The sequence below is a fragment of the Megasphaera massiliensis genome (assembly GCF_036305205.1).
Classification (GTDB): Bacteria; Bacillota; Negativicutes; order Veillonellales; family Megasphaeraceae; genus Megasphaera; species Megasphaera massiliensis.
Genome location: NZ_JAXIXE010000014.1, coordinates 220,164 through 243,443 on the forward strand (window position 1 = coordinate 220,164; position 23,280 = coordinate 243,443).

General features: G+C 50.2%; 24 protein-coding genes and 1 riboswitch. Of the genes, 3 read left to right on the forward strand and 21 right to left on the reverse strand.

The window, feature by feature from the left end:
* Positions 1-10: 10 nt before the first annotated feature.
* The 5 genes from hpt to UCI88_RS03150 form a co-directional block, all read right to left on the reverse strand.
* Positions 11-550 carry a hypoxanthine phosphoribosyltransferase gene (hpt, locus tag UCI88_RS03130; RefSeq protein ID WP_044504588.1) on the reverse strand — a complete coding sequence of 180 codons (540 nt, stop codon included), beginning with the start codon at positions 548-550 and terminating at the stop codon, positions 11-13.
* Between the two features lie 25 nt (positions 551-575).
* Positions 576-1,571: a tRNA lysidine(34) synthetase TilS gene (gene tilS / locus UCI88_RS03135; RefSeq protein ID WP_256180334.1), complete on the reverse strand. Its 996-nt coding sequence runs from the start codon at positions 1,569-1,571 to the stop codon at positions 576-578.
* Positions 1,568-2,497, reverse strand: a complete 930-nt coding sequence (locus tag UCI88_RS03140; RefSeq protein WP_044504593.1) for a Ppx/GppA phosphatase family protein — start codon at positions 2,495-2,497, stop codon at positions 1,568-1,570. The genes tilS and UCI88_RS03140 overlap by 4 nt, the downstream gene beginning before the upstream one ends.
* Before the next feature lie 80 nt (positions 2,498-2,577).
* Positions 2,578-3,027: a S1 domain-containing RNA-binding protein gene (locus UCI88_RS03145; protein WP_044504595.1), complete on the reverse strand. Its 450-nt coding sequence runs from the start codon at positions 3,025-3,027 to the stop codon at positions 2,578-2,580.
* 445 nt (positions 3,028-3,472) lie between these two features.
* On the reverse strand, positions 3,473-3,793 hold the full coding sequence (locus UCI88_RS03150; RefSeq protein ID WP_225070030.1) for an FtsB family cell division protein: 321 nt from the start codon (positions 3,791-3,793) through the stop codon (positions 3,473-3,475).
* Positions 3,794-3,988: 195 nt separating this feature from the next.
* On the opposite strand from UCI88_RS03150, the gene UCI88_RS03155 reads away from it, so the two are divergent.
* Together UCI88_RS03155 and UCI88_RS03160 are read left to right on the forward strand one after the other, a co-directional pair.
* On the forward strand, positions 3,989-5,401 hold the full coding sequence (locus tag UCI88_RS03155) for an FAD-binding oxidoreductase (RefSeq protein WP_256180335.1): 1,413 nt from the start codon (positions 3,989-3,991) through the stop codon (positions 5,399-5,401).
* A gap of 73 nt (positions 5,402-5,474) precedes the next feature.
* Positions 5,475-5,607: riboswitch (FMN riboswitch) on the forward strand.
* A gap of 89 nt (positions 5,608-5,696) precedes the next feature.
* The gene (locus UCI88_RS03160; RefSeq protein ID WP_044504601.1) at positions 5,697-6,914 is read left to right on the forward strand and encodes a bifunctional 3,4-dihydroxy-2-butanone-4-phosphate synthase/GTP cyclohydrolase II; all 1,218 of its coding nucleotides are present in this window, start codon (positions 5,697-5,699) and stop codon (positions 6,912-6,914) included.
* Between the two features lie 64 nt (positions 6,915-6,978).
* Here UCI88_RS03160 and UCI88_RS03165 read toward each other — a convergent pair whose 3' ends face one another.
* Positions 6,979-7,638 carry a Crp/Fnr family transcriptional regulator gene (locus UCI88_RS03165; protein WP_256180336.1) on the reverse strand — a complete coding sequence of 220 codons (660 nt, stop codon included), beginning with the start codon at positions 7,636-7,638 and terminating at the stop codon, positions 6,979-6,981.
* 102 nt (positions 7,639-7,740) lie between these two features.
* On the opposite strand from UCI88_RS03165, the gene UCI88_RS03170 reads away from it, so the two are divergent.
* Positions 7,741-8,430, forward strand: coding sequence for a 4Fe-4S dicluster domain-containing protein (locus UCI88_RS03170; protein ID WP_256180337.1), 690 nt, complete (start codon positions 7,741-7,743; stop codon positions 8,428-8,430).
* 59 nt (positions 8,431-8,489) lie between these two features.
* On the opposite strand, the gene UCI88_RS03175 is transcribed toward UCI88_RS03170, so the two are convergent.
* The 15 genes from UCI88_RS03175 to UCI88_RS03245 all read right to left on the reverse strand — a co-directional run bounded on the left by UCI88_RS03175 (position 8,490) and on the right by UCI88_RS03245 (position 23,236).
* Entirely contained in the window at positions 8,490-8,930 is a 441-nt protein-coding gene (locus UCI88_RS03175; protein WP_044504607.1) for an Lrp/AsnC family transcriptional regulator, read from the reverse strand.
* 131 nt (positions 8,931-9,061) lie between these two features.
* The gene (locus tag UCI88_RS03180) at positions 9,062-10,003 is read right to left on the reverse strand and encodes an FAD:protein FMN transferase (protein ID WP_256180338.1); all 942 of its coding nucleotides are present in this window, start codon (positions 10,001-10,003) and stop codon (positions 9,062-9,064) included.
* Between the two features lie 117 nt (positions 10,004-10,120).
* Positions 10,121-10,975, reverse strand: a complete 855-nt coding sequence (gene rnfB, locus UCI88_RS03185) for an RnfABCDGE type electron transport complex subunit B (protein WP_044504612.1) — start codon at positions 10,973-10,975, stop codon at positions 10,121-10,123.
* Positions 10,976-10,999: 24 nt separating this feature from the next.
* On the reverse strand, positions 11,000-11,572 hold the full coding sequence (locus tag UCI88_RS03190; protein ID WP_154254092.1) for an electron transport complex protein RnfA: 573 nt from the start codon (positions 11,570-11,572) through the stop codon (positions 11,000-11,002).
* Positions 11,572-12,195 (reverse strand): electron transport complex subunit RsxE, encoded by a 624-nt coding sequence (gene rsxE, locus UCI88_RS03195; RefSeq protein WP_044504616.1) that lies wholly within the window; start codon positions 12,193-12,195, stop codon positions 11,572-11,574. Before rsxE ends, UCI88_RS03190 begins: the two co-directional genes overlap by 1 nt.
* Before the next feature lie 2 nt (positions 12,196-12,197).
* The gene (locus tag UCI88_RS03200) at positions 12,198-12,749 is read right to left on the reverse strand and encodes an RnfABCDGE type electron transport complex subunit G (protein WP_044504618.1); all 552 of its coding nucleotides are present in this window, start codon (positions 12,747-12,749) and stop codon (positions 12,198-12,200) included.
* A gap of 1 nt (position 12,750) precedes the next feature.
* Positions 12,751-13,788 carry an RnfABCDGE type electron transport complex subunit D gene (locus UCI88_RS03205; RefSeq protein WP_044504620.1) on the reverse strand — a complete coding sequence of 346 codons (1,038 nt, stop codon included), beginning with the start codon at positions 13,786-13,788 and terminating at the stop codon, positions 12,751-12,753.
* A gap of 17 nt (positions 13,789-13,805) precedes the next feature.
* Complete coding sequence (gene rsxC / locus UCI88_RS03210; protein ID WP_044504622.1) at positions 13,806-15,161, reverse strand: electron transport complex subunit RsxC; 1,356 nt, start codon at positions 15,159-15,161, stop codon at positions 13,806-13,808.
* Between the two features lie 558 nt (positions 15,162-15,719).
* Entirely contained in the window at positions 15,720-17,327 is a 1,608-nt protein-coding gene (locus UCI88_RS03215; RefSeq protein ID WP_044504624.1) for a CTP synthase, read from the reverse strand.
* Between the two features lie 69 nt (positions 17,328-17,396).
* Complete coding sequence (gene argS / locus UCI88_RS03220; RefSeq protein ID WP_044504626.1) at positions 17,397-19,061, reverse strand: arginine--tRNA ligase; 1,665 nt, start codon at positions 19,059-19,061, stop codon at positions 17,397-17,399.
* Complete coding sequence (locus UCI88_RS03225) at positions 19,061-19,489, reverse strand: YwiB family protein (RefSeq protein ID WP_176698823.1); 429 nt, start codon at positions 19,487-19,489, stop codon at positions 19,061-19,063. Before UCI88_RS03225 ends, argS begins: the two co-directional genes overlap by 1 nt.
* A gap of 75 nt (positions 19,490-19,564) precedes the next feature.
* Positions 19,565-20,302, reverse strand: coding sequence for a TIGR03915 family putative DNA repair protein (locus UCI88_RS03230; protein ID WP_256180206.1), 738 nt, complete (start codon positions 20,300-20,302; stop codon positions 19,565-19,567).
* 10 nt (positions 20,303-20,312) lie between these two features.
* Entirely contained in the window at positions 20,313-21,557 is a 1,245-nt protein-coding gene (locus UCI88_RS03235) for a putative DNA modification/repair radical SAM protein (RefSeq protein WP_154651896.1), read from the reverse strand.
* 94 nt (positions 21,558-21,651) lie between these two features.
* Positions 21,652-21,807: a hypothetical protein gene (locus tag UCI88_RS03240; RefSeq protein ID WP_256180205.1), complete on the reverse strand. Its 156-nt coding sequence runs from the start codon at positions 21,805-21,807 to the stop codon at positions 21,652-21,654.
* Between the two features lie 193 nt (positions 21,808-22,000).
* Positions 22,001-23,236 (reverse strand): FprA family A-type flavoprotein, encoded by a 1,236-nt coding sequence (locus UCI88_RS03245; protein WP_044504725.1) that lies wholly within the window; start codon positions 23,234-23,236, stop codon positions 22,001-22,003.
* Positions 23,237-23,280: the final 44 nt, after the last annotated feature.

Below are 23,280 nucleotides of genomic sequence, written 5' to 3' on the forward strand. Positions count from 1 at the left end.
GTAGACTTCCTTACTTGGAGTATACTTCTTCCTTCAAGACGCCGATGTAAGGCAGGTTGCGGTAGCAGCTGTTATAGTCGAGGCCGTAGCCTACGACGAAGGCATCGGGAATTTCAAAACCGTTGTAGTCGACAGGGACTTCAACCTGGCGCCGAGCGGGTTTACTTAAGAGGGTAGCTAATTTCACCGAGCGTGCCCCCCGTTCTTTCAGCATCGGGACGAGATGGCTCAAGGTAATGCCCGTATCGATGATGTCTTCAACGATGAGGACATCCTTCCCTTCGACGTCGTTATCGAGGTCCTTACGAATTTCGATGTCCCCCGACGATTCCGTCGAAGCGCCATAACTGGAACAGCTCATGAAGTCGAAATAGACAGGTCCGTCGATGGCGCGGGCCAAATCGGTAAAGAAGGTGACGGCTCCTTTCAAGATGCCGCAAAGGAGGATCGTCTTTCCGGCATAATCTTTCGTAATCTCGGCGCCTAATTCGCGAACGCGGGCAGCAATCTGTTCTTCTGTAAGTAAAATTTCTTTGATATCCTGATGCATCTTGATTCCTCCGAAAAAAATTAAATTACCGTCGCCCCTTTTGGCGGGGAACGGCCGGACCCATGCAGAGTGCGGTCCGTGTCGTATAAGCACAAGCTTTGCCGCACTGAAACTGTTTACCTGTTTCCTTGGCAGCTAAAGCCCGTATAATTTCAACATAATGAAAGGGAAGGTCCTTAAAAGACCCGGTTGCCTCCTGCCAGAGCCGTCGTATCAATCGCCGCTGCAAGGCGAGAGGCTGAGACAGTAATTTGCGTCTGTCCAGGGCCGGAACGCCGTGATCCGGACAGGCAATATCCCGATAGACTTGCTCGGTACAGTCCTTTAAAAAAGCTTCATCCGCCCGGACTGTATCAGACAGGCGGTTGAGGTCGGCCGTAATGGCCGGGTTATATCGTGTTAAGGCAGGCAGTAACTCTAAGCGAATGCGGTTGCGGTGGTAGCGTGTACTGTCATTGGTTTCATCGTGACAAGAGGGAATCCCTTGTTCGGCAGCATATGAAGCAAGCTCGGCTTTCGTAAAGCCCAACAACGGGCGTATGATGTCCCCCCTTCTCGGCTCCATGCCACACAGGCCTTGAAGGCCGCTGCCGCGAAGGAGGTGGAGCAATACCGTTTCGGCTTGATCGTCACCGTGATGGGCGACGGCAATCGCCGAAGCGCCGCAGGCCCGCTTCACAGCGCGTAAAATTCGGTAGCGTTCCCGCCGTCCCACCGCCTCTTCTGACATTTTTTCACGACGGGCGAGAGCCGGCACATCGACGTACTGCCAAGCAAAACCGCAATGACGCTTCAAGGCTTCGCGGCGAACAAAGTCGACTTCGGCATCAGCAGCAGCCCGAATGCCGTGGTGGACGTAGCAGGCCGTCAGGCGCAGGCGATATAACGGGGCCAGGCGGCTCAATACATCGAGGAGGACCATCGAATCCGGTCCGCCCGAACAGGCAACGAGAACGGCACTTCCCGGCTGCCACAAGCTGTGCTGCCGGTTGTAGTCCGCAACGTCTTCGACGAGGCTCATAACCGGCCTTCCTTCGAGTTCCAGGCCGCATCGTGAAAGGAATGACGAAAGAAGATGCCCTCCATGATGTCCCGTTCACTGGCCATGACGGCCGGAATTTCATAGCGCTTTAAGAACGACTTGGCAATGATTAGACCGGCTAAGATGATTTCGCTGCGCTTGGGCTGAAGGCCCGGTACATGGCGCCGTTCTTCCGGCGTCATGACACGCAGTTTCTCAATGTGCTGACACAAGGATTCATACGACACGACGTGACCTTCGACCTTTTTGGCGTCGTAGACGTCGAGCTTTAAATCCATGGCGGCCAACGTCGTCAAGGTACCGCCGACACCGATGAGGACTTGCGGCGTCTCACTCATAGGGATGGGAAGCCACATCTTATGACATCGGTTTTCCAGGTGAAGGACGTCGTCTTCCTTGAGGACGTCCTTTTTCGTGAACCGGACGGCGCCCATGGCATAACTGTGAGACCAGCATAAAATCCCTCGTTTGCCGACGGCGACTTCACTGCTGCCGCCGCCAATATCGAGAATGGCCGCCGTCTTTTCGGGATCGATAAACTTCGTCGCTCCCGTAAAACAGAGGGACGCCTCTTCAAGGCCTGAAATGGCCCGGCAGTGCCAGCCGAAACGGGCTCGTACTTCTGCCAAAAAGGCCTGGCCGTCAACGGCTTCACGAACGGCACTGGTAGCGACGGCACAGACGGGTACGCCGGAAAGCTTTTTCTTCCAGCCTTCCATGGCAGCAAAAGACGCTTCCATTCCGTCAGCCGACAAATGGCGTGTTTCGTCGATGCCTTTCCCGAGCTGGGTCGTTGCCAATTCTTTCGGCGAAAAAGTCCACGTCCCGGGAACTTCCTGCCAGCCCGTCATGAGGCGCAGGGAATTGGAGCCAATGTCGATGACGGCATATTTCTGATACTCCATAACGTCTCCTTTCAAATCAAAAAGAGGCCGTCGCACGATACGTGCGGCGCCTCTTTCTGCACTCCGCTATTCAATACTTATCAATCAGCATGGCGAGCGCCGCGGCCGCCGCGTTTCGATTCTGTATTGCGCTTCAAATCCATCAGGCGTTCATCGCTTTCCTTCAGGAATTTGCTGAGCCGGTCTTCAAACGACAGCGAACCTGACGAGCGGCGTGAATCAAAACCGTTATGCTGGCGGAATTCGTGTTTCTGCCGCATATCACGTTTCGGGCGGAATTCCTTCTTTTCAGGAGCCGCCTGGGTCTGCTTAATAGACAAGGCAATCTTTCCCTTATCATCGACAGACAACACTTTGACGCTGACCTTATCGCGAACTTTCAAAAAATCATTTACATCTTTGACATACTCATTAGCGACTTCAGAAATATGTACAAGACCTACTTTCTTATCCGGAAGTTCTACGAATGCGCCAAATTTTGTAATCCCCGTAACGGTACCTTCTATCACACTGCCTACTTCAATTGTCATGCTGTTTTAATTTCCTCCTTGTGATATTCAGCATAGCTGTTGAACTTCTCTTACTTATAGAAGTGAAAGATTCTTAAGAAGTTTGATACACGGACTAACGCCTGATAGATTTATCCCGAAGGAACTCACTATCAGGATACCCTTATTCTTAACGGGCTGTCCAAAAGCCCGCTACACGGTCGTTAAAAAACTTCCGCTTACTTTCGTTTTTGTACCCGTCATGATCCACGTTGTGTCACGCTGCGGCCAAGGCAAGTATTGCCCGAGATAGCGCTAAGGCTATTGTTTTGTTATCGTTTTTGGTTACGCAGAAGACTAACTGCGACCATTCATCCACCATCTTAGAGATGGTGCCTTCTGATAGATACTTTGATAAACGTATATGGTCATTATACTCATAATTTCCCAAAAATTCAATTCCCAAAATGGAAGAATCGACAAACTTTTACGGCTTATAAGGGATTTCGTCAGGCTTGGCCAATCCAAATTGTTCCCGTGCTTCTCGTGAGACTTCCTCGGGATCGTTGAGCTTATCGTACTGCGCTTTAAGCCGCGTATTTTCATCCCGCAAGAGCTGTTCCTGCTGCAGCGTTTGATTCATATCCTCCCTGATTTCCCAGACTCGGTAGAGCCGGACCCCAATGAGATAAAAACCGACAATAATGATGCCTATGAGAAACAGATTGTACCAGCTCAGCTGCCGAAACCGACTGAACAGACCGGGACGGCGCTTTTGACGAATCCGGCGGCGCTTCTTCCGACGCACAGGCGGCCGATACTCTTTGGACTCCACCCAATCACCCTTTCTAAAAAATGATAGTCTAAGAAAAAAATCTTATCCTATAGTATACATGGGTTTGGGAACAAGATAAAGTTTTTTTGTAAAATTCCTTTTAAAATACCGGCAGGTTATATATAATAAAAACACGTATATTGTATCTTTATCCGAGGGGGAACTATTATGACATACGAAAAAATCACACCGGAAATCATAGAAAATTTGAAATCCATCGTCGGCCCGAAAAACGTCGTCACCGACACGGACGCCATGCAGCCCTATTCCCATGACGAAGTAACCGACCCGGCTTATCACCGGATGCCGGAAGCCGTCGTCTTTGCCGAAAAAGCAGAACAAGTCAGTGCCGTCTTAAAACTGGCCAACGCCTTTCGCTTCCCCGTCGTCCCGCGCGGTGCCGGTACCGGCCTTGCCTGCGGCGCCGTCCCGGAATACGGCGGCATCGTCTTGTCCTTAGAAAAGATGAATAAAATCCTTGAAATCAATCCCGAAGGCCTCTATGCCGTCGTCGAACCGGGCGTACGTACATCGGACCTTCAGGATGCCGCCGAACAGCAGGATCTCTTTTATGCCGGCGATCCCTGCAGCGGGGACTCGTGCTTCATCGGCGGCAATATCGCTACCAATGCCGGCGGCAACCGAGCCGTCAAATACGGGACAACCCGCCACCAGGTATACAGCGTCGAAGTCGTAAATCCTAAAGGCCGCATCGTAACCCTCGGTGCCCGCCTGCAAAAACAGTCGACGGGCTACTCCTTAGACCAGCTCATCATCGGCTCAGAAGGCACGTTAGGCATCATTACCAAAGCGACTTTGAAATTGGTCCCCAAGCCGAAATACGCCCTCGATTTACTGGCTATTTTCGACGACCGTAAAAAAGCCATGGGCGTCGTCACAAAACTCATCAAGGCCGGCATTACACCGACCTGTGTCGAATTCATGGACAATATCACCATCAAATCCGTCGAAAAATACCTCAACGAAACGCTTCAAGGCAGCGACAACGGCAACTACATCATCGTCGAAGTCGAAGGGACCAATGAAGACGACCTTGACGACAAAGCCGTCATCCTCGACGAAATCTGCACGGAAAACGGAGCTTCCTCGGTCCTCGTCGCCGACCACAATAAGATTTGGCAGGCCCGCAAGGCCTTTGCCGAAGCCGTCCGCGCCGAAAGCCTCATCGTCTGCAAAGAAGACGTCGTCGTCCCCGTCGATCAGGAATCCCTGCTCCTCGATGAAATCCTGCGCCTTGCCAAAAAGTACAACCTCATTACCCGCATCGCCAGCCACGCCGGCGACGGCAACATCCACCTGAACATCTTAAAAGGCGACGATGAAACCTATGAAGAATGGGATGAGCGGGTCAAGGCCAACCAGCAGGAACTGTACACCTTCATTTATGCCCACGGTGGCCGCCTGTCCGGCGAACACGGCATCGGCTATAAGCGAAAAGCCCTGATGAAAGAATTCACGGATCCCGGTGAACTGGAAATGATGAGGGACATCAAACGGGCCCTCGATCCGAACAACATCTTAAACCCCGGAAAGATCTTTGACATCGACGAAAAAGCCTGAGAACCAGCGCCATGGCTATGACTTGCAAAAATCACGACTACCGTGTATAATACAAAACAGAACTGAATAAAACGTATATCTTCAGGGCAGGGTGAAATTCCCGATCGGCGGTACAGTCCGCGAACGCAGCAGCGTAGGAGCCATAGGGCTCGTGATTTGGTGAAACTCCAAAACCGACAGTATAGTCTGGATGGAAGAAGATGTGGCGTGCTGCTTTGGCAGCCTGCCTTACATTGCATAGAAAAGCCCTGAGCCGTTATCGGCGCAGGGCTTTCGTTATAAGGAGGTCTTTATTTTGACGACAGAAAAACGTAAATTCAACACCATTGAAGAAGCTATCGAAGAACTGCAGGCCGGTCATATCGTCATCGTCACCGACGATCCGGACCGTGAAAATGAAGGGGACTTCATCTGCGCAGCTCAGTACTGCACGACAGAAAACATGAACTTCATGGCCAGCCACGGCAAGGGCCTGATCTGCATGCCTATGAGCATCGAATATGCCCATAAATTAGGCCTGCCGCCCATGGTCAGCGAAAATACAGATAACCACGAAACGGCCTTCACCGTTTCCATCGACCACGTCGATACGACGACAGGTATCTCGGCTGTCGAACGGGCCCTCACAGCCCGCAAATGCGCCGAAGAATCAGCTCGTCCCGAAGATTTCCGCCGTCCCGGCCACAACTTCCCCCTCATCGCAAAAAGAGGCGGCGTTTTGACCCGCAACGGCCATACGGAAGCAACGGTCGACCTCCTGCGCTTGGCAGGCCTCAAACAAGTCGGCCTGTGCTGCGAAATCATGGCCGACGACGGCACGATGATGCGCACGCCGTCCCTGTGGGAAATTGCCGATAAGTACCACTTAAAATTCATCACCATCCACGATTTGCAGAACTACTGCCGCCGCCACGACAAACACGTCATCCGCGAAGCCGTCGCTAAGATGCCGACCAAGTACGGCGAGTTCAAAATCTACGGCTACATCAACGACCTCACGGGCGAACACCACGTCGCCCTCATCAAGGGTGACATCGGCGACGGCAAGAACCTCTTGTGCCGCGTCCACTCCGAATGCCTCACCGGTGACGTCTTCGGCTCGTGCCGCTGCGACTGCGGTGAACAGCTGGCAGCCGCCCTCAGCCAGATCAACGCCGAAGGCCGGGGCATCTTGCTCTACATGCGCCAAGAAGGCCGCGGTATCGGCCTCATCAATAAGCTCAAAGCCTATGTCCTCCAGGAACAGGGATACGATACGGTCGAAGCCAACGAAAAACTCGGCTTTGCCCCCGACCTTCGCGAATACTGGATTGGCGCTCAAATGCTGCAGGATATGGGTGCTAAGGAAATCCGCCTCCTGACCAACAATCCGGAAAAGATCTACGGCCTCGAAGGCTTCGGCGTAGAAATCGTCGAACGCGTCCCCATCGAAATGGAACCGCAAAAATTCGATGAATTCTATTTAGAAACCAAGAAGAATAAGATGGGCCACATCCTTCCCCATCTCCACTGATCCTTAGATATACAAAACGGCAGGGATTGCCGATATTCCGCAATCCCTGCCGTTTTTTCTTCCCTTATAACAAGGAAAATTGATCTTTATGATAATCGATGAGTCCGTCTTTTTTCATCTTACTGAGTTCCGCCGATAAGGCGCTGCGGTCGACAGATAGAAAATCGGCCATCTGCTGGCGGTTAAAGGGCAGTGAAAAGGTCGACGCACCCTTATCCCGCGCCAAGTTCGACAAGTAGAGCATGATTTTCTGCCGCGTCGAGCGCTGGGTCAAATAGCGCATCTTTTCTGTAAGGAGTCGATTCTTTTCAGCCATGAGGCCCAAGAGATTTCCCGTAAACTGTGCCTCAGCCGGCGTCAAGAGATGGCCGCCGTGGAGGACATTGGCCACATAGATCTGAATGATGACCGCATCAGAGGCCGCCACGACATCGACCGTCGCCGGCGCCTCGGGAAGACAGGCAAAGGCTTCGCCAAAAAAGAAGCCTTGTGGGATTTGAGACAGAATATTCCGATTGCCCCAATAATCTTCCTGAATGATATGGACCGAACCTTCGAGAACCAGCCCGATATAGGTGACCGGATCTCCGGAATAAAAGAGAAACTCCCCTTTTTTATAGTTTTTCTGCCTGACTTTTAAATCCTGCAAAAGCGGCAGGACATCGTCCTTGGCGACGCCGCGAAAAAGAGGCGATTTTTCGATAAGGGAAAGATGTTGTTCCATTAGCAGCACCTCCTGCTGAATAAGTTGGAAAAACAACGGCAATATCCGTCAACATAACGTATACTAACATTATCAACGAAACTGCCGATGGAGGAAATGACTATGATACGTAAAATTATACAAATTGATCAAGAAAAATGCAATGGCTGCCGTGCCTGTGTCGACGCTTGTCACGAAGGAGCCATCGCCATGGTAGGCGGCAAGGCTCAGCTCATGCGCGACGATTACTGTGACGGCTTAGGCGACTGCCTTCCCAACTGCCCGACCGGGGCCATCACCTTCGTCGAACGCGAAGCCGCTGACTACGACGAAGAAGCCGTCAAAAAGAACATGGCCGCCCAGGGCCGTATCTATAAAGGGCGCTGCCCCGGAAGCGAAGCTCATGCCGTAACCCCGGAAGCTGCAAAAGAATCCCGTCAAGGAGAGGCTTCACAACTCCGTCAATGGCCGGTCCAGCTCAAACTCGTCCCGCCTCATGCCCCTTACTTTAACGGCGCCCGGCTCTTGATTGCTGCCGACTGCACAGCCTATGCTTATGCCCGTTTCCACGACGATTTTATCAAGGGCCATATCACCCTCATCGGCTGTCCCAAGCTCGATGACATCGACTATTCCGAAAAACTGACGGAAATCATTCGCCAGAACGCCATTCAAGATGTCACTGTCGTCCGCATGGAAGTCCCCTGCTGCCGCGGCCTGGAAATGGCCGTAAAAAAAGCTCTGGACCAGAGCGGTAAATCCCTTGACCTTCAGGTCAAAGTCATCAGTCCCGACGGAAGGATAACGGCCTGACCGATAACGCTATATAGAGACAAAAAGATGCTGCCGCAAGTGCGACAGCATCTTTTTTGTTAAACGTTCCATTCTTCTTTCAGTGTGGATAAACACATGAACGTCTGCGAAGAAGCGACCGTCGGAATTTCATTCAGTACCTGCATGAGGAAATGTTCCAAATCATCCGGTGTCTTTACGAGCACTTTTAACAAGTAATCGAAGGCGCCGACGACGTGATGGCATTCCAACACTTCAGAATACTGAACGATTTTCGCACGGAAATCCTCGTCATCGCCCGACCGTTCCAGGTTGACCATAATGAAGGCGGTCACGTTGTATCCCGTCTTGCGGCGGTTTATCTTCGCACCGTAGCCTTCAATGATGCCGTTGTGTTCCATCTTACGAATTCGTTCGGCAACGGCGGGAATGGACAAGCCGACAACTTTACTTATTTCTGTTGCCGATGCTTTTCCATTTCGTTTCAAAATCATTAAAATCTTGTCATCAATATGATCCATCTGCCAATACTACCCTCCATAGCTTTAAAATCTATTATACCTATATTATCTTACAAAGATCGCAAAAAGTAAATAGACTTAAAGTTATTAATTATTTATTCACTATACTTTTTACTTCTATGGAAGTCTTTTTATTCTGAAATATGAAAATCAGCATTTAGATCAGAGAAATGATCTCGGAATCCGGGTGTCATATAAATGGCATTATCCGTTCCGGTAATTTCACAGTCCACACCTTCCATACTGTGGACCAAATCGAGGCCTTTCTGGGGCCCCAAAACGAAGACGATGGTCGTCAGCATATCACTGAGCATGCCGGCATGGGGCACGGACCCATCGATAATGATAGAGTCGCTCATGACACCGGACCGAGCCGGATAACCCGTACGAGGGTCAAAGATGTGATGGTAGCGGACACCGTCTTGGATGAAGTAGCGTTCATAATCACCGGACGTGGACAAGGCCTGGTTTTCAATGGCGACGATCCCCAAAAAGTCCTGGTTATTATCCGACCGGGGATGCTTGATACCGATGTTCCACGGCTTTCCCTTGGTCGTCTTGCCGACAGCATACATCGAGCTGGCTCCGAGGTTGATGAGGCCGCTTTCAATGTGATGCTTTTCGTAAATCTTGCGGATTTCATCGACGGCATATCCCTTGGCGACACCGCCTAAATCGATGGCCATCCCCGGTTTTGCCAGCATGACGCTGTGGTCTTCCGGCCGCAGGAGGATATCTTTATAATTTACCTTCATCAAGGCCTGGGAGACCTCTTCCGGCGACGGCACATGCTGGTCGGCATTGCCGATATGCCACAAGTTGGTCATGACCCCGATGGTGATATCCCATTCGCCCTGACTCTTGGCCGAATAGTCCTTGGCGTATTCAATCATTTCATAAATAGCCGGATCTACCTTTACATAGTCCTTACCGGCAGCGGCATTGATGCGGCTGACATCGCTGTCTTCATTTTGACCGGCCAATTTATCTAAGACAGCCAGCCGCTCGAAGCCTTCATCAACGGCTTCTTTCGCCTCCTCCCCGGTCGCCCGGAGAGAGACCGACGTATCCATGGCGACGCCGCTCCTATCAAAAGAAGACTCCGGATGCAAGGTGCATCCGGAGCTGCTTAATACGATGAGGAACGCCATGGTGAGAAGAACCCATACATACCGTTTCTTACCCATCTATTAACCTACTTTTTCTTCTTTCTTGAAAGAACCTTTGATCATTTCATTGATAGCGCCTGTCGGACACTTGGTCATGCACGTAGCGTTGTCGCAGTTGTGGCAGACAGCCTGATTGACGACGGCCAAATGGTCGACGATCTTGATAGCGCCTTCTTCCTGATGGGAGCAGTTACGCATGCAGGAACCGCAGCCGATACACATAGCTTTGCAGTTCTTCATGGCAGCAGCGCCAAAATCTTTGGAGCTGCAGCTAATAGCAACTTTGGCACTGATCGGCAGCAATTCGATGACGTGGTTCGGGCAAATGGAAGCGCATTTGCCGCAGCCCGTGCAGAGACGTTTGTCGATAACCGGCAGTCCGTCTTCACCCATGTGCATAGCACCGAAGGGGCAGGAACGGGTGCAGTTACCAAAACCTAAACAGCCGAATTTACAGAACTTCGGACCCTGCTGAACGATTTTAGCAGCAGCACAGTCATGAACACCTTTGTATTCATAAGCCAGTTTTGCGATGCCATTGCCGCCGCGGCATTTGACGTGGGCAAATTTCGGTTCCGTAGCTTCCGCAATTTTACCGGTCAATTTAGCGACGATTTCAGCAACTTCTGCCTTACCGGGAACGCAGAGGTTCGGCGCAACATCGGGATCAAGGACGACAGCTTCTGCATATTTTGCACAGCCGGCAAAGCCACAAGCGCCGCACTGACCTTGAGGCAGTGCTTCTTTTACTTCGCCGATAAGGGGATTTTCTTCCATAGCGAATTTCTTATCCGCACTTGCAAGGATAAAACCGAATACAAGGCCGATACAAACCATGACGACGACGGCCATGATTGCAATAAATGAGTAATCCATAATCAGTTTTCAACTCCTTTTGCCTTAAATCATGCCGGAGAAGCCAAGGAAAGCCAACGACATCATGCCTGCAAGGACAAAGGCGATCGGTGTCCCCTTCATAGCATGAGGGATATCGGCAAAATCCATTTTTTCACGGCAGCTTGCCATCAAGATAAGGGCAATGGCGAAACCAATGCCGGCACCGACAGCGAAGATGATGTTTTCGAGGAAATTATAGCCACTGGTAACACTGATGACCGGGACGGACAGAACGATACAGTTCGTCGCAATCAGCATGAGGTAAATCCCCCACATGTTATACAGTGTCGGAGACTGTTTCTTGATGATAATTTCCAACAGCTGTACGAAGCTTGCAATCAAGATAACGAAGGAAATCGTCCGTAAGAAGGTCAGGTTAAGCGGAACGAGGACCCAGTTGTACAGACTCCAAGCTAAGATGGTACTCAAGGTGATAACGGCCGTAACAGCGAAACCCATCCCGACCGAAGCGTTCAAGTTTTTCGAAACGCCGAAGAAGATACACAAGCCGAGGAACTTGGTCAATACGAAGTTGTTAATCAAGACAGCCCCGATAAACAGCGTAAAGTATTCCATTATCCTTCACTCCCTTTCAGTTGTCTCTGTCTTTCAACACGTTCATTCCAAATCTTGAAGCCAGCCATGATGAAACCGATCAGCATGAAGGCTCCAGGCGGCAGTGCCATGATCAGAGCCGGCTGGTAAGACGGACCGAATACTTCGAGACCAAAGAAGGTGCCGTTGCCGATGACTTCACGGATGCAGGAAATGATGAACATAGCAATGGTGAAGCCCATGCCCATGCCCATGCCATCGAGGAAGGAAACGACGACGCCGTTTTTCGATGCGACCGATTCAGCACGAGCCAAGATGATAGCAAATACGACGACCAAGTCGAGGTATACGCCGAGGGCTTTGTACAGATCAGGAGCATAAGCCTGTAAGAACAGCTGTACACAGGTTACGATCGTAGCGATACACGTAATATAAACCGGAATACGTACTTTTTTGTTGATCAATTTGTGAATGATCGAAACGACGACGTTGTTGGCGGTGATAACGAACCATACCGTAAAGCCCATGGTCAAACCGTTGACGATGCTCGTCGTTACAGCAAGGCCCGGGCACAGGCTCAAGGCCAAGACGAAGTACGGGTTTTCTTCAATAATGCCTCTAGTAAAGATTTTCCAAAGATTCATTATTATTTACCCCCCATCTGTGCTGCTTTTTCAACAGCCTCTTTAACGCCCAAGGTGAAGGCACGGGAAGAAATCGTTGCACCAGTCAAAGCCTGGATCTTATCTTTTGCGCTTCTGTCCTTTGTGACTTCAAGACCGGCAATTTTCTTACCTTTAAACTGATCTTTGAACGGAGATTTTGCGCCTTTGTCACCAAGACCCGGCGTTTCATTGGCTTCGAGGACCGTGTAGTCCATAACCGTACCGTCCATGGATACAGCCGTCAAAAGCTTAATCGGACCGCCGTATCCTTTCGGAGCCGTCGGAATGATGTAAGCGACTTTCTGGCCGCCTTTTTCAGCAATAAACGTATCTTCTTCGCCCTGTACAGGAACGAATTTGTCAGCATCGGGAACGAGGGTCTTCATCGAATCCTGTTTCATCTGTTCTGCTTTTGCCGTAGCAATCGGGCCGGTGATGAAGAAAACGACACCGATAATGCAACCGGAAACAAGGCAGGTAAGGATAAGGTTCATTGCGACCTTAAAGATCCCGCTTTCGTTTTTGTCTGCCATTTTATTTAGCCCCCTTTGTCTTTACCGCACCAAAGACAGTCGGTTTAACCAAACGATCGATGAGCGGAGTCAAGGTATTCATGAGCAAGATGGAGTAGCAAACCCCTTCAGGATAACCGCCGAGTACACGGATCAAAACCGTAATGAGGCCGCAGCCTAATGCGAAGATGACCTGACCTTTAACGGTAATCGGAGCCGTGACCATATCGGTTGCCATGAAGAAAGCACCAATGATAAGGCCGCCTGCCATCATCTGGAAGAGGGCAACGTTGGCACTGCCGTATACAGCACCGGTGAGGATACCGACGGTGGCGATCATGACGACCGGAACCTGCCAGTTAACATAACCTTTGTAAATCAGCCATAAGCCGCCGAGGATGAGGAGAACCGTAGAGGTTTCACCGAGGGAACCGTTACGGAAACCGAAGAACAGGCTCTGGTAAATGCTGCTCCAGTCATTCGTACCGAAAAGCTGGAACAGGGCATCGGAACCGCCGTGTTTGAAAACGTTCAAAGGAGTTGCACCGGCAACGCCATCGATGACCGTACCGTTGACCTGTGTCCAGGTGGTCATAGCCACCGGCCAGGAAACCATCAGGCCGGCACGACCGACATGAGCCGGGTTGAAAATATTGTAGCCGAGGCCGCCCATAGCTTGTTTACAGACGACGATAGCCAGGAAGGAACCGACGATGCTCATCCACCAAGGAAGGCTCGGAGGACAGGTCATAGCCAACAGAAGGCCGGTGATGACAGCAGAGCCGTCGGTAATGGTGATGCGTTTGTGCATCGCCTTTTCCCATAAGAATTCAAAGATAACAGCCGAGACAATTGCGACGATGATATTGACGAGAGCATTGACACCGAAATAGTAAACGCCAAACGCAGCAGCCGGTACGAGAGCGGCAACAACATTCCACATGATTTTAGGAATCGTTTCGTTACAGCGAACATGCGGTGAAGATGCTACGGTAAGTTTGATTTCCTGCATGTCTTTAGCATCCTTTCCATTTGTTTGTCCTTTAGCTTCTGGACTCATGATATCCCTTCTTCCAATTAGTTATTGGCTTTCTGTGCTTCTGCTTTCGCCTGCGCTTCGCGCTGCATTGCTTTGCACTGACCTTTTGCATTGCGGATATACTGGACAATATTGCGTTTTGCCGGGCAGGTATAAACGCAGCTGCCGCATTCAACACAGTTCATGACGCCGTATTCCATGCATTTATCCCAAGCCTGGCAGGACGAGAAGATGCTGAGCTGACTCGGAACGAGGCCCATCGGACATGCTTCTACGCAGCGGCCGCAGCGGATACACGGAGATTCTTCGCCGGCCTGGCATTTTTCCGGAGAGAGTGCCAGGATACCGGACGCACCTTTGGTAATCGGTACATCGAGCTGATACTGGGCAAGCCCCATCATCGGGCCGCCGGCAATCAGGCGATCCGGTTTTTCGGTAAAGCCGCCGCAGTAGTCGATAACTTCCTGGAAGGTAGTACCAATGCGAAGACGGAGGTTTTTCGGTTCTTTGATGCAGTCACCCGTAACGGTCGTAAGGCGTTCGATGAAGGGAATACCCTGACAGACAGCATCGGTGATAGCGATGACGGTGCCGACGTTGCTGACGACGCAGCCGACGTTCATCGGGAGTCCGCCCGGTTCTACCTGACGGCCCGTGCAGGCTTCGATCATCATTTTTTCAGCACCCTGAGGATACTTGGTCTTGCAGGCAACAACCGTAACTTCGGGAATATCTTTGAAAGCTTCGGTCAGGTTCTGGATGGCTTCCGGTTTGTTGTCTTCGATTCCGATGAAAGCCGTTTTAATTCCGAGCACTTTCATGCAGATCTGGACACCTGTTACGAGTTTGTCCGTCGTTTCCTTTTCTACCATCGCACGGTAGTCACAGGTCAGGTACGGTTCGCATTCGGCGCCATTGACGATGAAAGTATCAACCGGTTTGTTCGGAGCCAGTTTGACGTGAGCCGGGAAGGTAGCACCGCCGCAGCCGACGACGCCAGCTTTTTTGATGAGTTCCAGGATTTCTTTGCTGTCGAGCTGTTTCCAGTCGTGAGCTTCGGGAAGTCCTTCAACCCATTCATCCTTACCATCCGCTTCAATGACGACAGCCATGCACTGAACCATCATGTTGTGCGGCATCGGCGCAACTTTGATGACTTTGCCGGACGTAGATGCATGAATGTCGGCATGCAAGAATGCGTCACTGGTCCCGATAAGCTGTCCCTTTTTAACCATATCGCCAACTTTGACGGTCGGTGTACAGGGGGCACCAAAGTGCTGGCTCATGGGAATGACGACTTGAGCCGGTACTGCCGGGGTTTCTATGGCTTTATCTTTTGCATAGATCTTGCCATCGTCAGGATGGACCCCACCTCGTTTAAAGGTATTCAACATCAAAAATCACCTCATTATTATATAATGAAAAATAATAAAAACATGAATCATGCTTCCAATCGCTTACATTATATCATTATGTAGCGTATTATTCAATGTGAAAATCGGAGCAAAGTTTCACATTTAACTTATTTTTATGATATGCAATGCGAAAGAAAAAGAAGTCCAAAGTCGTCCGAATTTAAAAAGATATTTTGGTTTACATTTCTTCATACAACACCTATTTTGTATAGTATAAATGGCCATTTTATGGGATTTTCAAGGATGTGGAATAACAAATAAATAGTTTACAAACCCTTTTTCAAAGGTCGTAATTTATCACATTTTTAAAGAAAACAACGTTTTGATATATGTTCCGCGAGGCACATATATTATGTATATTATATTCATATATGACATGATACCCCATAGCGGTTGTATCTTTATACCTTGTATCCCGAAATTAGAATGGCCGCGCAGAATTTATACGATATTTGCAAGATTCATGAAAATATACAACACGTAAAAAGGACGTCCCCAAAAGAGACGTCCTTTTTACAATGACAGGCACTTGCTTTATTATTTTTTCAAACCGAGGGCCGCTTTAATAAGGCCGTTGAACAAAGGATGAGCCTTGGTCGGACGGGATTTAAATTCCGGATGGAACTGGCAGCCGACGAACCAGGGATGATCCTTGATTTCGATGATTTCGACCAAACGGTCGTCAGGGGACGTACCGGACAAGATCAGGCCGGCATTGACCATTTCCGTGCGGTACTTATTGTTGAATTCCCAGCGGTGACGATGGCGTTCATAAATGAGGTTGGCATCGTATACTTCCTGAGCCTTCGTGCCATCCACCAGCTTGCAGGGATAGAGACCGAGACGCATGGTACCGCCTTTTTCCGAAATATCAACCTGGTCCGGCATGAGGTCGATGACCGGGAATTCAGCGTCTTCACAGAATTCCGACGACGTAGCCCCTTTGAGGCCGACGACGTTGCGGGCAAATTCCATAACAGCACACTGCATCCCCAGGCATAAGCCGAGATAAGGAACCTTATTTTCACGGGCATACTGGACTGCGCGGATTTTACCTTCGATGCCGCGGTTGCCGAAGCCGCCGGGAACGACGATGCCGTCTATCCCTTTAAAGACTTCTTCCATCGTAAGTTTCGGGTCTTCCAAGGTTTCCGAATCGATCCAGTGGATATTGACCTTGGCTTTATTAGCGATACCGGCGTGATTCAAGGCTTCGGCAACGCTGAGGTAGGCATCGTGAAGGGCGACGTATTTACCGACTAAGGCAATTTCCAACGTCTTTTCGGTATTGTAGATCGATTCGACCATCTTCTTCCAGTCTTCCATGTCGCAGGGACGGTTGGGCAGGTCGAGTTTTTCCAAAACGATGCGGTCCATCCCTTCTTCCGACAAGAGGAGCGGCACTTCATAGATGCTGTTCAAGGTCTTGTTTTCGATGACGGCATCTTTATCGATGTCGCAGAACAGGGCCAATTTATCTTTCATTTCATCCGATAAGGCCCGTTCCGTGCGGCAGACGATGATATCCGGCTGGATACCGATGCTGCGCAGTTCTTTTACACTGTGCTGGGTCGGCTTGGTCTTCAATTCACCGGCAGCGCCGATATAGGGAACGAGGGTGACGTGGATGTACAAGACGTCGTTGCGGCCGACTTCCTTCTTGATCTGACGAATAGCTTCCAAGAAAGGCAGGCTTTCAATATCGCCTACGGTACCGCCGATTTCCGTAATGACGATATCGGCATTGTCGTCGTCGCCGACGCGATAGACGCGGTTCTTGATTTCATTCGTAATGTGCGGAATAACCTGTACCGTATGGCCCAGATAATCACCGCGCCGTTCTTTCTGAAGAACGGACCAATAGATTTTACCGGTCGTGACGTTGGAGTTCTTGCCGAGGTTGATATCGATGAAGCGTTCATAGTGGCCGAGGTCGAGGTCCGTTTCGGTGCCGTCGTCGGTGACGAAAACTTCACCGTGCTGATAAGGGCTCATCGTGCCCGGGTCAATATTGATATAAGGGTCAAACTTCTGGATTGTAACCTTGTAGCCGCGGTTCTTCAGCAACCGGCCTAAGGAAGCCGCTGTAATGCCTTTCCCTAACGAAGAAACGACGCCGCCTGTTACAAAGATATATTTAGCCATATTTCCTCCCTGTCGAGCTTCTGCCCACTGCGAATCAAAATCCATATCATAACTTATCATTTTATTATATTACATTTTTTCAGGAGCAGAAACCCCTAAAATAGCCAGGCTGTTGGCAATGGTAATGCGTACAGCCGTAACCAAGGCCAGCCGTGCTTTTTCCAAATCCTTGTCTTCTTGAATAATACGGCAATGATTATAGAAAGCATGGAACAAGCTAGCCAGTTCGTGAACGAAATGAGCGATGCGGTGCGGTGCCCGTTCACGAGCCGCATTCTGGATTTCTTCCGGGAACGCAGCCATTTTCTTGATCAATTCCAATTCATAGTCATTGGTCAAGGTATCCCATTTGACGTCGGACCAGTCGCTGTCTATGTCGGCACCGGCTTCTTTAGCCTGACGATAGATACTGTAAATCCGAGCGTGAGCATACTGGATATAGTAAACGGGATTTTCATTGCTGTGTGATTTAGCCAAATCCAAATCGAAATCGAGCTGCGTATCGAGAGACCGCATGATGAAGAAGTAGCGGGCTGCATCGGTGCCGACTTCTTCGATGAGTTCATTTAAGGTAATGGCCTGACCGGTACGCTTGCTCATCTTAACTTGCTGTCCGTCTCGGAAAAGGCTTACCATCTGCAGTAAAAGGACTTCCAATTGGGCTGTATCATAACCAAGGGCTGCCATGGCAGCCTTGACGCGGGCGACGTAACCGTGATGGTCGGCACCCCAAATATTGATCATGGTTTTAAAACCCCGATCGTACTTATTCTTATGATAGGCAATATCGGCAGCCAAATAGGTCGGAACACCGTTATCACGGATGACGACGCGGTCCTTATCATCGCCGTAATCCGTCGACTTCAGCCACAAGGCACCGTCTTTTTCATAGATTTTCCCCCGCCCCTGCAGAACATCGCAGGCCGCCTTGATGGCGTCCGGATGGAGCGTCCGTTCGCTGAACCAATTGTCATAAGAAACGTTGAAGTGTTCCAAATCCCGCTTAAGGGCCTTCAGTTTTTCGACATAGGCCCGGTCTTTAAACAAGTCAAGCCGTTCTTCTTCCGGCATGTCGAGGTATTTATCGCCGTCCTGATCAATAATGGCCTGAGCCGTTTCAATGATGTCGTGGCCGTGATAACCATTTTCCGGAATTTCAGCCGGCCGGCCCAAGAGTTCCAGGTACCGAGCATTGACCGACGCCGCCAAATTATTCATCTGGTTTCCGGCATCATTGATATAGTATTCAGACTGGACGTTATAACCGGCTGCCCGCAGGAGATTGACCAAGGTACTGCCATAGGCGGCACCGCGGCCATGGCCGACGTGGAGCGGTCCCGTCGGATTGGCACTGACATATTCGACTTGGACCGAATCGTCCTCACGCAAAGGAGCATGGCCGTAAGCATCGCCGGCGGCCAGGATTTGTTTCAGCGTATCGTAAATGACGTCGTTCTTTAAAAAGAAATTTATGAAGCCGGCTCCGGCGATTTCAGCTCGTTCCAGCCAGGGATAATCCATTTCATCGACAATGGCCTGGGCAATGAGTTTCGGAGCTTTATGGGCAACGCGGGCCGACTGCATGGCGATATTGCTGGCAAAGTCGCCGAACTCTTTCTGCGGCGGCACTTCCAAGGCAACACTCGGATAATCACCGGCCGGAAGCGTCCCTTTATCCATGGCCTTATTCAAGGCTTCCGTAATTCCCTGCTTCAATAAATCCTTCATTTCCATTACGCTTTATCCTCCTGCACAGTTATGGTTAATTGAGTATACATGGAACTGATATCTTCAATATGGACGTCATAGCCCAGATAGATCGTGCCGATACCATCCTGGAGATCGGTACGGCATTCATAGGTTTTCATCTTCACGTCAAACGTGCCAACCGGTGTTTCATACTGGGAGTAGGTTACCTTTCCCTTATGAAATTCCTGCCGCTGGCGAAGTTTCCCCAGACGCAACAATAAGACGGACCCTCCGGGTAAGACCTTGATGACCGTCGTAACGCCTTTCATTTCCGTCAGTTCGCTTTCTTCGTAGACGATATACTGAGTACCGTCTTTGATATAATACTTACCTTCAGAAACGAGCTCTATTTTCAGCTCTTGCCCTTCCGGGTCGCGTTGGATACTCTGTACACTTACTAAGACAGGTTTCAATGTATTCCACCTTTCCTATCACCAATCCAATGTTACTATTATATATCAAGTGCCGGGAAAAAGAAACACTTTTTTTCATTTCATTTCAATGAGGGTCGGCCAATATTTTTTAGGCATGAAATTGCGGCGCAGGGCCTCATTTTTCCGCGAAGGAATGGCAATCGTGCGGTAATAATTCTGCCAAGCCCGTTCAATGGCCAGCTCATCATCTGACAATTCCGGTTCCGCCTGTACGTCAGGAATCGTCACCATGACGGGCTTTTCCCGGTCGTAATAGACACCAAACCCCCGGCCCGTATCGTGGAGAACCCAGCGTTCGCCCGGAAGGCGGCGGATAAAGTGCGGTGCCATGACCGGAATGACGCAGCACGTCGGCTTCAGTCGGCAGTAAAGCATGCCGTCGGACAATTCCTGAAAGCGGGCCAGTCCCAAGAGTTTATGGCGCTCGTTACCCGTCTTCCGTGCCCACTCGCAGACAGTCCAAATATCGGCCTCGCTGCGGTGATTGAGAAATGTCCCTTTATAATAAAAAGCCTTCCGCAAATAGCCCAGTAAGATCATCCCGCCTTTTTTCGGTTCCGACAAAAAGGCATAGTAGAAATAATGACAGGCCTTGGGGCCGCATTGCCGCAAAAGGCCGTCCAGGATGCGCCGTGCCTTGCCGTCGTCAGTCGTAACAAAGCGTGACTCGGAAAAAAGTGAGGCCTCCTCGGCTTCCAAACAGATATCCTCGATTTGATGAACGCCGTCATGCCAGCCGTCAAAGACGGCCGACAGGTACCCGAAAAAACTTCCATCGTAAGTATATATCATAGCATTGCCTCTAAAATAAACTCATGGGCTCGTAAGCAGACGGCTGCTTCTGTCCCGATAAGAGCATCCTTCGGACATAGGCCGGATCCGTCGAAAGACCGTAGTATTTCCCCTTGCAGGTAATAAAATAGCGGGCCCTTTTTAACACGACGCCTAAGCGCTTCAGACTGTCATAAGACAGGAAGGCCTGACGGCGGGCAGCGCAGATACGGCGGGCTGACACGACGCCGATGCCGGGCACGCGAAGCAAATCATGGTACGAAGCCCGGTTGACTTCAAGGGGGAAAACTTCCGGATGGCGCAGGGCCCAACAAGCTTTCGGATCGAGATCCAAATCGAAGTTTGGAACCTCATCGGTCAAAATTTCTTCGACGTTAAACTGGTAAAACCGCATCAGCCAGTCGGCCTGATACAGTCGGTGTTCCCGAAGAAGGGGCGGCTCTGCAATAGCAGGCAGATTGGAACCCGTCACGGCCGGCACATAGGCCGAATAATAGACGCGCTTCATATCGACCTTGTCATACAAGGCCTGGCTGAGGCGCAGGATTGTCCGGTCGCTGTCCGGCGTCGCCCCGACGATGAGCTGTGTCGTCTGACCGGCCGGCACAAAGGACGGCACCTTCTTGTACCGTTTCTTTTCATCACGCCACTGATCAATGCCTTCACGGATATGACCCATGGGAACGAGGATATTCTCTTTGGTCTTCTGCGGTGCCAAGAGTTTTAAGCTCGACGAGGACGGCAGTTCGATATTGACACTCAAGCGATCGACGTAACGGCCTAGTTCTCGAATCAAAGCCTCACTCGTACCGGGAATTCCCTTCATATGGATGTAGCCATTAAATTTCTTCTCTTCCCGCAAGATCCGCGCCGTCCGAATCAACAGCTCCGTCGTATAATCCGGCGAGCGATAGACACCGGAGCTGAGGAACAGCCCTTCAATATAGTTGCGCCGGTAAAAGGCAATGGTCACATCGGCGATTTCTTCCGGCGTCAAAATAGCCCTTTTCGCGTCGCGGCTCGCAGCATTGACACAGTAGGCACAGTTGTAGATGCAGTGATTAGTCATGAGGATCTTTAAGAGGGATACACACCGTCCGTCTGACGACCAGGTGTGACAAATGCCGCAGGCCGCCGCATTTCCGATGCCGCCGGCCTTATTTGCTCTGTGGCTGCCGCTCGATGAGCAGGACACGTCATATTTCGCAGCATCGCTTAAAATATGTAATTTTTCTTCGATTCGTTCCCAATCCACAACCCTCTCGCCTCCTCGTGCAGCTGCAGCTCTATGGGTTTAAAAGAGACTGCCCGACGAAAGCATGGGCTTTCTCAAGCAGTCCCCTTGTCCATTATAAATTCAAACCTTCACGCAGTTTTTCAAATATCTTCTGTTCGTCTTCCGTCAAATCACGGCCCAAGTCGATGTGCAGCTCTTCGCCGTTGCTGCGGGCTTTGTCCTGTTCGTACTTGTCACCGCTTTTGGCACTGTCGTCACGAATGATCATCGTACCACCTCCTATCGTATTTTATATATTATACCACATCGACGGGTCATCCTAAAAGACAAATGACGCCATTTATCGAAAAAATGTTCGCATTAGTGAAAGAAAAAACTGCCCACCATGAAACAGACAGTTTCTTGAGTCAAAAATCGACTCAGAAGCCCTTTTTCATGATGGACAGCTCATTGATTAATCCTTAGATCAAGGTTTTCGGATCGGGATACTGTTCGATGCTTTCTGCCATTTTATCGGCTAATTCATCCATCAGGCATTCCTGATCGTCACGCATAGACGACTTCAGATCCATCGTCGGTTCGAGGAGTTCGCAGCACTTAAATTCGTTTTCTACGTAATCGGCCATAGTCTTATACGCAGCCGATGCCCAGCTGTGGCAGGCAACGATTCCGATGGTGCGTTTCTGGAACATGAGAGTCTTCAAGTCGTGGAGGAAGTTTTCCATGGGCAGGAAGAGGTTCAAGTTATACGTCGGTGCAGCCAGGATCAAGTGGCTGTATTCCCAAGCCTTAGCCGTAACAAAAGAAGGATGGACTTTGGCAACGTCGTACATGCGAATATCACGGACGCCGCGGCGGCTCAATTTATTAGCCAGGACGCAGGCAGCTCGTTCCGTATTACCGTAAATAGAAGAAAATGCGATGACGACACCTTTCTTTTCCGGTACGTACTGTGCCCAATGCAGGTGTTTGTCGACGATATACTTAACCGTTTCCGGCGTACGGAAGACGAAACCGTGGAGCGGGCAAATGATATCGATGGGGAGCTTAGACGCTTTTTTAAGGACGTTCATGACCTGCGGGCCATATTTTCCGACGATATTGACATAGTAGCGGCGAGCTTCATCGAGGTAATTTTCTTCAAAATCAGCCTGGTCAGCGAAGACGTTGCCGACGGTACCGAAGTGGCCGAAGGCATCGGCACTGAACAGGACGTGATCCGTTACATCATACGTCATGATGACTTCCGGCCAGTGAACCATGGGGGCTTTGATGAACTGCAGGGTGTGCTTGCCCAATTTCAGCTGATCGCCTTCGTTAACGGTCATGTAGCGATCCGGCATAGGATGGCGGAAGAACTGTTCAAAAAGCTTAAAAGTAGACGGCTGGCCGACGATCTTGGCTTCCGGGTATTTTTCCAAGAGAGCCAAAGCCGAGCTGGCGTGGTCCGGTTCCATGTGCTGGAGAACAAAGTAGTCCAGTTTGCGGCCTTTGAGCAAGTATTCTACGTCTTCAAGAAATTCGTCACGGCACGATTTATCCATAGCATCGATGAGGCACGTCTTTTCATCATCGATGAAATAGGTATTATACGTAACACCCTGAGGAAGGGGGAAGATCCGTTCAAACAATTCCGTACGGAAATCGTTGCATCCCACCCAATAGATACCGTTTTTAATTTCTTCTACACAATGCATATATGTATAACCTCCTTAAATAGTAGCAGCACAGCTATGCTGTA